The organism is Lentzea miocenica, assembly GCF_033949945.1.
Taxonomy (GTDB): domain Bacteria; phylum Actinomycetota; class Actinomycetes; order Mycobacteriales; family Pseudonocardiaceae; genus Lentzea; species Lentzea miocenica.
The window spans coordinates 23,012-35,373 of record NZ_JAXAVW010000038.1 but is presented as its reverse complement, the minus strand read 5'-3'; the positions used below and the strand labels follow the sequence as shown (position 1 = coordinate 35,373).

Sequence of the window (12,362 nt, the reverse complement as noted above, 5' to 3'; positions counted from 1 at the left end):
AGTTGGAATAGTTCCCGACAGAGCGTCGGAATCAAGGAGGCCCCGTGTTCATCGCGACGAACCGCTTGTTCGTCCCTGCCGAGCGGGCAAAGGAGTTCGAGGACCACTTCCGCACCAACATGCGCACGTTTCTCCCCGGCGTCCCCGGGCTGCTGCGCAGCACGCTCCTCAAGCCGACCAAGGACGACCAGCCGTACGTCTCGGTGAACGAGTTCGAGTCCGAGGAGCACTTCCGCGCCTGGGTCGCCTCCGACTCGTTCCGCGAGGCGCACAAGCGCAACCGCGGCATCGCCAGGCACGTCACGGGCAACGCCGTCGAGACCTTCCAGCACGCCGAGGACATGGTGCTGCCGCAGCAGCGCACCGAGGCGTGAGAGCGCGGCCCTGCTTTCTCACAGCCTGTTCCTCACAGAGTGGGCAGCAGGGCCTTCATCCGGTTGATCTCGTCGGACTGCGTGGCGACCACGTCGTCCGCCATCTCCTCGACCTGGACGTTGACGCCGGCCCCGCGCACGTCCGTCGCCATCTTGATCGCACCCTCGTGGTGCTTGATCATCAGTTCCAGGAACATCCGGTCGAAGTCCTTGCCCCGCGCGGCCCCCAGCGCGTTCAACTGGTCCTGCGTGGCCATGCCGGGCATCGAACCGTGGTCGGCGTGCCCACCGACGACGTTGAACGTGCGCTGCCACTGCTTCATGGCGCCGATCTCGGGTTCCTGGCTGTAGCGGATGCGGTCCGCCAGGCCCTTCACCGTCGCGTTCTCGGCGCGGTCCGGGGCGAACCTGGTCATCGCCAGCGCCTGCTCGTGGTGGACGATCATCATGTCCACGTACGTGCGGTCGGCTTCGTTGGGCGGTGGCGGAACCGCACGGGAAGCGTCCGACGGCGCCAACGTCGGCGCCGAGCCGCCGGGTGTGTCCGGCGCGATGACCGGAACCGCATCCGGCTCCGATGTACAGCCTGCCAACAGGGCGAATGCCGCGACGATGACCAGAACCGCAGAACGCATGCGAGGGAGAATACCCTCCGAAAGACGCTGGCCCTTAGCAAGGCGAAAGGGTCATACTCCCCCTCACCAACCCGTACTGAGGGGGTACAGCAGTGACTTCACGCGAAACGGCCCGGCGGCGCAGAACGCCTTTCGCGGTTCTGGGGGCGCTCGCGCTGACGCTGTCGACGTTGACGGCGCCCGCGTTCGCCGAGCCTGACCTTCCCGCCGACGGCAAGGGGCTGAGCGAGGCTCAGCTCGAGTCGCAGGCCGAAGCGGTCAGCGGTATTCCCGGCGTCGACGAGATCAGCCGCAGCCGCAACATGGTCCCGGTCGGCCACCTGGACAAGCAGGCTCCGCTCGACGCCACTCAGACCGACATCGCGTTCCAGGACAACTACGCGTTCGTCGGCAACTACAACGGCTTCGTCATCTACGACATCCGCAACCCGAAGAAGCCGACGATCAAGAGCCAGGTCCTCTGCCCCGGCTCGCAGAACGACGTCTCGGTGTACGGGAACCTGCTGTTCCTGTCGACCGACTCGTCGCGCAACGACAACTCCTGCAACAGCGTGTCGCAGCCCGCGACCCAGAAGTCCTCTTGGGAGGGCATCAAGGTCTTCGACATCAGCGACAAGGCGGCCCCGAAGTACGTCGCCGCCGTCGAGACCGACTGCGGTTCGCACACCCACACGCTGGTGCCGGCCAAGGACAAGAAGAGCCTCTACCTCTACATCTCGTCCTACTCGCCCAACGCCACGTTCCCGGACTGCCAGCCGCCGCACGACAAGATCTCGATCGTCAAGGTCCCGGTGAAGAACCCGGCCGCGGCGTCGCTGCTCAAGGCGCCGGTGCTCTTCCCGGACGGCGGCAACCTGGGCAGGCCCGGCACGATCGAGACCGGCTACACCTCGGCCACCTCGGGTTGCCACGACATCACCGTCTACCCGCAGCTCGACCTCGCGGCCGGCGCGTGCATGGGTGACGGCGTGCTGTGGGACATCTCCGACCGGGAGAACCTGGTCGAGATCAACCGGGTCCAGGACGACGCGCACTTCGCGTTCTGGCACTCGGCGACCTTCAACAACAGCGGCACCAAGGTCGTCTTCACCGACGAGCTCGGTGGCGGCGGCGCGGCGACGTGCAACGAGAAGATCGGGCCGAACCGCGGTGCCAACGGCATCTACGACATCGTGGGCAAGGGCAAGAACCGCAAGCTGGTCTTCAAGTCCTACTACAAGATCCCCCGCATGCAGGCGGACTCGGAGAACTGCGTCGCCCACAACGGCTCGCTGATCCCCGTGCCCGGCAAGGACATCATGGTGCAGTCCTGGTACCAGGGCGGCATCTCGGTGTGGGACTTCACGAACTCGAGCAAGCCGCGTGAGATCGGCTTCTTCGAGCGCGGCCCGATGCCGAACAACGGCGGCGGCGGTACCTGGTCGACCTACTGGTACAACGGCTACATCTACTCCTCGGAGATGGGCCGCGGCTTCGACGTGATCGACATGCGCGACCCGCGCACGTTCGTGGCGAAGTTCTTCCGCACGGACGAGCTCAACGTGCAGACCCAGGGCAACTTCTACCGCGGGTAGACAGAAGCCTTGAACATCAGCGCGGCTGCCGTTTCTCGGCAGCCGCGCTGACCGCTGTCAGGACCAGAGTCACCGCGACACCACCGAAAACCGCCCAGATCGGTGAGCCGACGTCCAACGCCCACGCGGCGACGACGGCCGTGATCCCGTAGCCCGCGCCGGTCACCGCGTACATCATCGAGAACCCGGCCGCGTGCGCTCCGACCGGAAGCCGTTCACGCAGAGCCAGACTCCGCGTCACGAGCACCCCGGACTGGAACAACCCAGCCGCCAGCAACGCCCCCGCGATGCCCGGCAGGTTCGGGAACAACCCCACCGCCCCCACGCACGTCGCGGTGATGACGAGCAGCACCAAACCCTGTGTGCGGAACGTTCCCGGCCACGGCCGCAGTCCGTACAGCACCGCACCCAGCGCGCTGCACGCCGCGAAACCCATGAGCAGCGGCCCGATCCAGCCGATGGCGATCCCCCGGTGCTCCAGCAACGCCGGCAGCACCAGCTCCGCGACCGCCAGCTGCGCCAGCGCCGCCGCGCTCACCAGGTAGATCGGCCACGCCGACGCCACCACGCGCACCTTCGCCGTGCCGGAACGCGAGGTCACGTGCCCGCGCGGCAGGATGAACACCAGCCAGGCCGCGACGACGATCAACGACACCGACACCACAACGGGCGCACGGCGATCGACGCTCAACGCCAGGACGGTCACCAGCGCCGGTGCGACCGCCCACACCACCTGCGTGATCATGGCGTCGAAGCCCATCGCCTTGGGCACCAACGAGTCCGGCACCAGCCCGAGCAGCATCGCGCGCAGCCCTCCCGGTGTCGTCGACGGCCCGGCACCGGCCACGAGCGCCGCGATCACCAGCACCGTCACGTTCGTGGTCAGCGCCAGCGTCGTGAACGCGGCCGCGCCGACGAGCAGGCCGACCGACAGCTGGCCCCGCATCCGCGACGGGTCGAGGAACAGCCCGAGCAGCGCGGCGCCGAGCACCTCACCCAGCACGTAGACCGCGACCAGCGACGCGGCCAGCACGTACCCGCCGGGCAGTCCCCTGGTCAGGAACACCATCATCAGCGGCGTCATCGACATCGGCAGCTTCGCGGCGACCGTGACCACGGCGCACGCCAGCACGTCCCGGTTCGCGAGATCGCGGTAACCGGCAGCGGAGATCGTCATCTACTCGCCCAGCTCCTGGAACAACGTCAGCTGCAACCCGGCCGGCGCCGCCAGCCGGGCGTTCAGCGAGTTCCACGGTGTGCGCGTCGGCTCCGCGATCACCTCGGCCCCGGCGGCTTCGAGTGCACGGGTCGTGCGTTCGGAGTCGTCCACCTCGAACGCGACCCGGATGTGCCCGGCGACGCGCCTGCCCACCTCGACGTCGTCGATGAACTCCGCGTGCGGCGGATCGGTGAGCTCCAGCGTGGCCCGCCCGGCCTCCAGGATCGTGACCCGCCCGCCGTCGGACGCGAACGCCGCCCGTTGCTCGAGGCCGAGCACGTCGCGGTAGAAGCGCAGGGCCTCGTCGTAGTCGGCAGCGGTGACGACTAGGCGGAGTTCACGAACACCGGTCATGCACTGATCATCGCACCAGCCGTGTGAGGATCACGAGAACCAGGGTGATCCCCGCCGTGACGTGGATCGGCGCTGGTCCGAACGTCGCAGCGAGCACCGCGACGGACCCGAGCGGCAGCAGGTACTTGCGCGGCCCAGCCTGTCCCGGGCAGTCCTGCACGTACCAGACGCACAGGAAGAAGACCGCGAGCGGCACGGTCGTGAACGCGGCGATCGTCGTGCCCGGTGCGTGCGAGAGGTGCAGGTCGTAGTCGACGCTGGCCGCGAGACCGGCACCGAGCGCGGCGATCGAGCCGAGGATGAACAGGTGCGCGTAGCCCCACAGGAACGCCTTCTTCAGCGAGTGCAGGTGCGCGGGCGCCTCGAAGTAGATCCACCACACCGAGAACACGATGATCAGGCTGGCCACGGCGAGCGAGATGAGGTTGACGCCGCTGTCGAAGCCCTTCTGGAACGCCATCGTGGTCGACAGGATCGACTCGCCGAGCACGATCAGCGTGAACAGGCCGTGCCGCTCCGCGATGTGGTGGGGGTGCCACGTCGTCGCCTCGTCGCGCTCCGCCCAGACCGGCACCAGCAGCTCGCCGATCATGAAGATCACCCACAGCGGGAGCTGGAGGCTCGGCGGCGCCACGATCACCCACAGCACCCAGAGCACCTGCATACCGGCGATACCGGCGGCGTAGCGGCGGGTGCAGCTCTTGTGCGACGGGTTGTCCCGCGACGCCCTGAGCCAGTGCGCGACCATCGCGAGCCGGATGACGACGTAGCCGCTGACGACGATCCGGTAGTCCTGGTGCTCGAAGACGGCGGGGATGCCCGCCGCGATCACCAGCACACCGGCGATCTGGACCATCGTGATGATCCGGTACAGCGTGTCGTCGTTGTCGAACGCGCTGGCGAACCAGGTGAAGTTCAGCCACGGCAGCCACAGCGCGAAGAACGCCATGCAGAACGCCAGCAGGCCGGCCCCCGCGTGGTTCTCGGACACGGCGTGGTGCAACGAGGCTGCGGCCTGGGCGACCGCCACCACGAAGCTCAGGTCGAACAACAGCTCCAACGGCGTCGCGACCCGGTGGGTCTCCGCCGTGTCGCGCGCGAGGAGCTTTCTGATCATCCAGGCACCACCATGATCCGTGATTCGGTGAGGTCGAGCGCGACCCGCGTGCCCGGCTGGAACGCGGCAGCGGTGTTCGACGGCTGGTCGACGCGCAGCACCTGCTCGCCCACCCGCACCGAGATCCGCGTGACCGGCCCGAGGAACGACTGGGTCAGCACGTCGCCCACGATCTTGCCATTGGTGTCGCCGTCGTGTGCGGAAACGCCGATGTCCTCCGGCCGCACGATGACGCGAACGTCGCTTCCGGACGGCTGGTCGTGCTCCGCCGCGACCGTGACGCCGTTGACGACGACCGTCTGCCCCTCGGCCTTGGCCACCACGCTGTTCGTGACACCGACGAACTGCGCCACGAACGCCGTGGCGGGCTGCCGGTACACGACGGACGGCGTGTCCAGCTGTTCCAGCCGGCCGTGCGACATGACGCCGACGCGGTCGGAGACGGCGAGCGCCTCCTCCTGGTCGTGCGTGACGAACAGCGTCGTCATGCCGAGCTCCGTCTGGATGCGACGGATCTCGTCCCGCAGCGAGACGCGGACCTTGGCGTCCAATGCGGACAGCGGCTCGTCCAGCAGCAGCACGCGCGGCTGGATCGCGAGCGCGCGCGCCAGGGCGATGCGCTGCTGCTGACCACCCGACATCTGGTGCGGGTACCGGCCACCGAGGTGCGCGAGACCCACGAGTTCGAGCAGCTCACCGGTCCGTTTGGTGTCGGCCTTGCGCATCTTCAGGCCGAACGCGACGTTCTGCGCCGCGGTCATGTTCGGGAAGAGGCTGTAGGCCTGGAAGACCATGCCCATGTCCCGCTTGTTCGCCGGGACCTTCGTGATGTCCTTGCCGCCCACGGTGACCGTGCCGGAGTCGGACGTCTCGAAGCCCGCGACGATGCGCAGCGCCGTCGTCTTGCCGCAGCCCGACGGACCGAGCAGCGACACCAGCTCGCCCTCGGCCAGCTCCAGATCCAGACCGTCGAGTGCGGTGTTGCCGCCGAAGGACTTGCGCAGTCCCTTGAGTTCCAAGTGGCCCATAGTCTCAGTTGCTCCCCGGCAGAACTTCTTCTTCAGCAACGGTCTGACGGCGCCGCTGGCCGACATAAGAGAGTGCGAACAGGAGGACGAACGCGAAGAGCAGGCACAGCAGCGACACCGCGATGGACACACCCGCGTTGCGCTTGCCGAGCAGGTTGACCTGCACCTGCAGCGTGTCGAAGTTGAGCAGCGACGCGATGGTGAACTCGCCGAGCACCAAGGCCACCGACAGCAGTGACGCACCGATGAGGGCGACACGGATGTTGGGCACGACGACCTTCCACAGCACCGCGAACCACGACGCGCCGAGGCTGCGTGCGGCTTCCGCGAGTGTTTTCAGGTCGATCGCGGCGAGACCGGCGTCGACCGCGCGGTAGGCGAACGGCAGCACCAGGATCGTGTACGCGAAGGTCAGCGTCAGCGGTGAGTCGCCGAGGAAGTAGTTCACCCACGCGTAGAGCGGCGCCATGCCGACGACCAGCACGATCGCGGGGATCGCGAGCGGCAGCAGGCACAGGAACTCCACGAGCCGCTGCAGCTGCGGGAGCCGCAGCCGGATCCACGCCATCGTCGGTACGAGCAGCACCAGCATCAGCACCGCGCTGGTGACCGACAGCAGCAGCGAGTTGACGAGCGCTTCCATCAGCCCTTCGTCGTCGACGATGGACGTCCACGACTCGAGGCTGCGGTTACCGCCCCTGCCCCGCGTCGAGAACTCCGCCATCGCGATCAGCGGCAGGATGAAGTAGACGCCGAGGACCAGCAGGACGACCGTGCGCAGGACGCGCTGCTTCACTAGCGAACCCACTTGGCCACCTTCTTCTGCAGCAGCACGTTCACGCCCATCGCGATGCTGACCACGATCACCATGCCGAGGCCCAGCGCCTTGCCCAGGTTCTCCTGGCCCAGCACGACCTCACCGGTGAGGAAGCCGCGGATCTGCAGCGGCACGATCGGGCTGCCCTGCGAGACGAGCGCGGCGGCCGTGGCGTAGGCGCTGAAGGCGTTGGCGAACAGCAGGAGCAGCGCGCCGAGGAACGGCGGCAGCAGGATCGGGCCGCCGACGTGCCGCCAGAACGTCCAGCTCGTGCCGCCGAGGCTCGCGTTCGCCTCACGCCACTGTGGACGCAGGCCGTCCAGCGCGGGCAGGAACACGATGACCATCAGCGGGATCTGGAAGAACGTGTAGACGAGCGTCAGGCCGGGCAGCTCGAACAGCCAGGCGCTGCCGGCGAACAGGTCGATGCCAACGTTGTCACGCAGGAACTTCGTGACCAGGCCCTCGAAGCCGACCGTCGCGAGGAACGCGAACGCCAGCGGCACGCCACCGAACTGGGCGAGCACACCGGACCCGGCGACGACGACCCTGCGCAGCATGCCCTCGGACTTGCCGACCGCGATCGCCCACGTGAGCAGCGCGCCGAAGATCGCGCCGATGACCGCGGTGAGCGCGGACAGTTCGATGCTGCGCACGAAGGCGTCGAAGACGACACCCGTGAACAGGCTCGTGAGGTTGTCGAGCGTGAACGCGCCGTTGGAGTCCTGGAAGGCACCGAACAGCACGAGCACCGTGGGGTAGACGAGGAAGATGCCGACGAACGCGAGGAACGGCACCGCGACCAGCCAAGCGGCCGCAGATGGCCGACCGGCAGCCCCACCTTTGATCTTGGTGGAGCCGCCGGGCGTCGTCGCTACGGGAGCGACCGAGGTCATCCGATGGCCTGCGCCCAGGTCGCCGTCAGCACGGCCTTGGCCCTGTCGGCCTGCGCCTGCGTCTGGAACACCTGCTTGCCGTCGGTCTTGGGCAGCTTCTCCTTCGCCGCCTTGTCCGCCTTGTCGCCCATCTTGTCCAGGCGAACCGGGCGGGACATGCCCTTCAGGTAGAGGTTCTGGCCCTCGTCGGAGTAGAGGAACTCCTGCCACAGGCGCGCGGCCGCGGGGTGCGGCGCGTCCTTGCTGACGGCCTGGTTGTAGTAGCCGCCGATCTGGGCCTCGGCCGGGACGACGACCTTCCAGTCGAGCTTGCCCTTGAGCTTCTCGGTCTGGGCGGCGTTGGTGTAGTCCCAGTCGATGACGACGGGCGTCTGACCGGACTCGATCGTCGCGGGCGACGGGTCGACCGGCTGGAAGTTGCCTGCCTGCTTGAGCTGCTTGAAGAACTCGACACCGGGGGCGATGTCGTCGGCGCTGCCGCCGTTGCCCAGCGCCGCCATCACGACGCCGGAGAACGCGGCACCGGCCTGCGTCGGGTCGCCGTTGAGCGCGACCTTGCCCTTGTACTCGGGCTTGAGCAGGTCCTTCACGCTCGTCGGCGCCGGCACCTTGGCGGCGTCGTAGCCGATCGACATGAAGCCGCCGTAGTCACCGTAGTAGGCACCGTCCGCGTCCTTGAGCTCCGCGGCGATGTCGTCCCAGGTGCTGACCTTGTAGGGAGCGAACAGGTCCTTGTTCGCCAGAGCCACGTTCAGCCCGAGGTCGAACACGTCCGGCGCCCGGTCGTTGCCCTTGAGCTGCTTGGCCGCGTTGATCTCTTCCTGGCTGGACGCGTCCGGCTGGGCCGAGTCGACCTTGATGCCGTACTTGGCCTCGAACGCCTTGATGATCTCGCCGTAGTTCGCCCAGTCCGGGGGCAGCGCGATGACGTTGAGCTTGCCCTCCTTCTTGGCGGCCTCGACCAGCTTGTCCATGCCGCCGAACTCACTCGCCGACTTCGCGGTTCCGGCGGCACCGGCCGGCGTCTCCTTGGCGGGCGGGGCGCCACAGGCGGCCACCGCCAGCACCAACGCACCGACGCCGATCAGTTTCGTGGTGACGTTCCCTCGCTTCAGCACAGGCGGAGGATTCGCGCGGAAAGCTTTCGTTGTCAAGCCAGCCGCGCCGGTTGAGACCTTCTCGACTCCAACCATGAATTCTTGGTGCCCTACGAGTTGCCGCTGAATGCTTTCCGAGCTTCCCCCAGGTGCTGCCCCGTGATCCCGGTGGCCGGGTCGACGTGGATGAGTGCGGTGGTCAGAGGCTGTCGCTTGTGGACGAATTCCCGGTTCCTGTCCCGGTGCAGCCCGAAGTCGTCGTCGAACCAGACCAGGGGCCGTCCGTAGGCGTACCTGGCGACCGCGGGGTACTTCCAGCCCTGCTCGGCGTGGAACTCGATCACCTTGAGCTCCGGCAGCCCCAGCCGCGGCCCTATCTCGACGTTCGCCCGGTGCATCCACGTGGTGACCCAGGCGAGTTCGGCGCCGAACTCCTCGGCCAGCTGTCTCAACTGGTCGCCGTGATCCGGGTCGAGCCAGATGCGCAGCTTGCGCCGCCAGCCGACCTTGATCTCGAACAGCCGGTAGTTCGGCGGCTTGGGGTGCGCGGCCCACGGGTTGAGCGGGCCGTCGACGTCGACCAGGATCAGCGGTTTCACCTCGCCCAGCATGCCCTGCCTCGTACGCTTCCGCTGTGAAACGTCTCGCGCTGTTCGTCCTGCTGTGCGCCGCACTGGCCGGCTGCGGCGCGCTCGACGACGTGCTTTCGTTGCGAACCCGCGTCCAGGACGCCGGCTACACGAGCGTCTCGGTGTACCACCGCTCCCACAACGGCACCGACACCCTGGAGATCACCGCGTCCGCCGAGGACCAGGCACACGACTACGAGCAGATCGCCAAGATCGTCTGGGACACCTACCCCGAGCATCTCGACCAGCTGTCGATCAAGCTCAACGGAACCCGGCAGACCTACGCCGAGGCCACCCTGCGAGACACGTTCGGCGAACGCCAGGTCACCGAGAAGCCCGACGACGACGCGGCCGCCATGAAGTCCGCCGTCACGTGGATGATCGTCGGCCTCGTGGTGTTCCTGCTGCTCGGCATCGGCGCGACCATCCTCGTCGTCGTGCTGGTCCGCCGCTCACGCAGCCGCAACCCGCGGTACCCGCCACCACCGACCTGGCCTCCCGCCGGTCCGCCCGCCGCCCAGGACTCCACCGACGACGCCAAGTAGTCGAAACCGCGAAGCTCTGTTCGTATGAGGGGCATGTTCACCGACGAGGAAATCGCCTACCTGCGCTCCCAGCCGCTCGCCCGCCTGGCGACGATCAACGAGGACGACCAGCCCGACGTCGTCCCGGTGTCCTTCGAATACGACGGCACGCACTTCTGGGTGGGCGGCGTGGGCGCGCAGGTCCTGCACACCCGCAAGTTCCGCAACATCACCGCCGGCCGCCGCAAGGTGTCACTGGTGATCGACGACCTGGCGTCGTTCGACCCGTTCGTCGCACGGGCCATCCGCGTCTACGGCATCGCGGACGACCCGATCGACCGCACCGGCCTCGCCGGCCCCGGCATCTACAGCCGGATCACGCCGACCCGTGCGTGGGCGTGGAACATGGCGGGCGAACCGGCGGGCGAGACCTGGTACGAGCCCCGCCGTTCATGAGGCCCGCCGAGCCGAGCACACCACCGACCCACCCCACCGGGCGCCGTAGAGCAGCCCCGGCAGCAGTCGCCGGAACCGCAGGTGGATCTCCCCCGCCCGGTCCACCTCGTGCTGGGTCCCGCTCGGTTCGGCGTCGGACCGCTGCAGCACCCCGTCGAACGTCCGCACGAGCCGTTTGCGGTCGTGCTCGAACCGCACGCGCAGGTCGAACACCTCGCACGGCCGTTCAGGCACATGCAGAACGCACGGGTGCATCACGTCGCGGTTGGACAGCCGGTATCGGATCGCGAAGTCGTGGGTGTCCCCGCGCGTCAGCGGTTCGGCGGGGAGCAGGGTGAAGCCGGGACGTTCCACCGCGGAACTGCGGTCCAGCAACGTGCCGCCGTACAGCAGATGGACGTCCACGTCCCGCCTGCGCACCGGGAACACCGAGGCGAACTCCAGCTTGTCCACGGTGTCCCCGTCGACGACGACCTGATAGCGCTCCAGCACCTCGGGCTGCCCCTGGTCGAGCGCCACGGCGACGCTCAGCTCCGCGGTGTGCCAGCCGGCGGCGTCGCGCGGGGTGGTCGTCGCGGCGAGTTCGGCGAGCTGGTCGACGGCCTCGTCGACGCGGCGGCGCACGGTGCGGGAGTCGCGGTCGACCACGGCCGCCACCCAGTTGACCCGTTCCTGGTAGAGCGGGTGCCGGACGTCGGAGACGAGGCCGAACGCGGCCCGTGTCGCGAGCTGCAGGTCCTCCGGGAGCTGTTCGATCAGCTCGGTCAACCGGGAGACCAGCTTCTGCCTCGCGGCGGCGGGTCCGTCGGCCCTGGTGATCCCGCACGCGGCGGCCAGTGCCGGACCGACCCGGTCGACGATCCTCCCGGCGTGCACACCCCGTCCCTTGCGAAGGGTCTTCAGCTCACGGACCAATGTCGCGTGCGTCGTCGTCATCTCCGCTCTCCCTCCCCTTGCCCGTTCACGTGCGGCGGAGGCAGGTTGCGGCGGGTGTGTGGACGAGAAGTGGACACACCGTGGATCGCCTCAGACGTGCTGCGGTCGCAGGGCCGTCCGCGCGACCGACGAGGCCAGCGCGATGCCCAGCCGGACGCCGTCGCGTTCCAGGAACACCCGCGAGGTGCCGATGCGGTCCAGCACCGGTTGGTCGACGGCGCCGAGCCCGAACGCGATCATCTCCGGGCACGACGCCGTGGCGGCGAGCGCTGCCAGGGCGAAAGGCCAGCTCTGGTCCGTCGCCCTGCCGTCGGAGATGAAGAACAGCAGCGGGCGGCGCACCCGGATTCGTTGTGCCTTGAGACTTCGCACATCGCGCTCGATGGTGCCGCGCAGGAGGGTGAACGCGGAACCGAAGTCAGAGCCCGGTTCCTGGCGCGGCCTGATCGGTTCCGCCTGGTCGAGCGCGGGCAGGAGAGGCTGCAGGACCAGCGGTCTCTCCGCGAAAACGACCACGCAGAGCCGAATCTGGGCGGTCGCGCGGCGATCCGCGTGCACCACACCGCGGAATTCCCGCATTCCCGCGTTCACCTCGTCGATGTGATCGGTCATCGAGAACGACACGTCGCACACGATGTAGCAGGGCAACACATCGGACACCATCCGTCTTCCCTCCAGCACCGAGCGTGACGCGGAGAACGGTTAC

Annotated in this window: 15 protein-coding genes; 4 read left to right on the top strand and 11 right to left on the bottom strand. The window is 68.1% G+C overall.

What is annotated here, in order from left to right:
- The first annotated feature begins 44 nt into the window (after nucleotides 1–44).
- Nucleotides 45–374 (top strand): antibiotic biosynthesis monooxygenase family protein, encoded by a 330-nt coding sequence (locus SK803_RS36650; protein WP_319970780.1) that lies wholly within the window; start codon nucleotides 45–47, stop codon nucleotides 372–374.
- Between the two features lie 32 nt (nucleotides 375–406).
- On the opposite strand, the gene SK803_RS36645 is transcribed toward SK803_RS36650, so the two are convergent.
- A complete protein-coding gene (locus tag SK803_RS36645) occupies nucleotides 407–1,009 on the bottom strand; it encodes a DUF305 domain-containing protein (RefSeq protein ID WP_319970779.1) in 603 nt (200 codons plus the stop codon).
- A gap of 92 nt (nucleotides 1,010–1,101) precedes the next feature.
- Here SK803_RS36645 and SK803_RS36640 point away from each other — a divergent pair, with 92 nt between their 5' ends.
- A complete protein-coding gene (locus SK803_RS36640; RefSeq protein WP_406601635.1) occupies nucleotides 1,102–2,583 on the top strand; it encodes an LVIVD repeat-containing protein in 1,482 nt (493 codons plus the stop codon).
- Between the two features lie 16 nt (nucleotides 2,584–2,599).
- Here SK803_RS36640 and SK803_RS36635 read toward each other — a convergent pair whose 3' ends face one another.
- The 8 genes from SK803_RS36635 to SK803_RS36600 all read right to left on the bottom strand — a co-directional run bounded on the left by SK803_RS36635 (nucleotide 2,600) and on the right by SK803_RS36600 (nucleotide 9,710).
- A complete protein-coding gene (locus SK803_RS36635) occupies nucleotides 2,600–3,760 on the bottom strand; it encodes an MFS transporter (RefSeq protein ID WP_319970778.1) in 1,161 nt (386 codons plus the stop codon).
- Entirely contained in the window at nucleotides 3,761–4,156 is a 396-nt protein-coding gene (locus SK803_RS36630; protein ID WP_319970777.1) for a VOC family protein, read from the bottom strand.
- 7 nt (nucleotides 4,157–4,163) lie between these two features.
- Complete coding sequence (locus SK803_RS36625; protein WP_319970776.1) at nucleotides 4,164–5,273, bottom strand: low temperature requirement protein A; 1,110 nt, start codon at nucleotides 5,271–5,273, stop codon at nucleotides 4,164–4,166.
- Nucleotides 5,270–6,301 carry an ABC transporter ATP-binding protein gene (locus tag SK803_RS36620; RefSeq protein WP_319970775.1) on the bottom strand — a complete coding sequence of 344 codons (1,032 nt, stop codon included), beginning with the start codon at nucleotides 6,299–6,301 and terminating at the stop codon, nucleotides 5,270–5,272. The genes SK803_RS36625 and SK803_RS36620 overlap by 4 nt, the downstream gene beginning before the upstream one ends.
- Nucleotides 6,302–6,305: 4 nt before the next feature.
- Nucleotides 6,306–7,109: an ABC transporter permease gene (locus SK803_RS36615; RefSeq protein ID WP_319970774.1), complete on the bottom strand. Its 804-nt coding sequence runs from the start codon at nucleotides 7,107–7,109 to the stop codon at nucleotides 6,306–6,308.
- A complete protein-coding gene (locus tag SK803_RS36610) occupies nucleotides 7,097–8,014 on the bottom strand; it encodes an ABC transporter permease (RefSeq protein WP_319970773.1) in 918 nt (305 codons plus the stop codon). The genes SK803_RS36615 and SK803_RS36610 overlap by 13 nt, the downstream gene beginning before the upstream one ends.
- Nucleotides 8,011–9,132 (bottom strand): ABC transporter substrate-binding protein, encoded by a 1,122-nt coding sequence (locus SK803_RS36605; RefSeq protein WP_319970772.1) that lies wholly within the window; start codon nucleotides 9,130–9,132, stop codon nucleotides 8,011–8,013. The genes SK803_RS36610 and SK803_RS36605 overlap by 4 nt, the downstream gene beginning before the upstream one ends.
- Before the next feature lie 89 nt (nucleotides 9,133–9,221).
- Nucleotides 9,222–9,710 carry an HAD domain-containing protein gene (locus SK803_RS36600; protein ID WP_319970771.1) on the bottom strand — a complete coding sequence of 163 codons (489 nt, stop codon included), beginning with the start codon at nucleotides 9,708–9,710 and terminating at the stop codon, nucleotides 9,222–9,224.
- A 35-nt stretch (nucleotides 9,711–9,745) separates the two neighbouring features.
- Here SK803_RS36600 and SK803_RS36595 point away from each other — a divergent pair, with 35 nt between their 5' ends.
- Entirely contained in the window at nucleotides 9,746–10,285 is a 540-nt protein-coding gene (locus SK803_RS36595; RefSeq protein WP_319970770.1) for a hypothetical protein, read from the top strand.
- A 33-nt stretch (nucleotides 10,286–10,318) separates the two neighbouring features.
- Nucleotides 10,319–10,720 (top strand): PPOX class F420-dependent oxidoreductase, encoded by a 402-nt coding sequence (locus SK803_RS36590; protein WP_319970769.1) that lies wholly within the window; start codon nucleotides 10,319–10,321, stop codon nucleotides 10,718–10,720.
- On the opposite strand, the gene SK803_RS36585 is transcribed toward SK803_RS36590, so the two are convergent.
- Together SK803_RS36585 and SK803_RS36580 are read right to left on the bottom strand one after the other, a co-directional pair.
- Entirely contained in the window at nucleotides 10,715–11,656 is a 942-nt protein-coding gene (locus SK803_RS36585; RefSeq protein ID WP_319970768.1) for a hypothetical protein, read from the bottom strand. The two genes, SK803_RS36590 and SK803_RS36585, sit on opposite strands and share 6 nt — an antisense overlap.
- Before the next feature lie 90 nt (nucleotides 11,657–11,746).
- The gene (locus tag SK803_RS36580) at nucleotides 11,747–12,319 is read right to left on the bottom strand and encodes a vWA domain-containing protein (RefSeq protein WP_319970767.1); all 573 of its coding nucleotides are present in this window, start codon (nucleotides 12,317–12,319) and stop codon (nucleotides 11,747–11,749) included.
- Nucleotides 12,320–12,362: the final 43 nt, after the last annotated feature.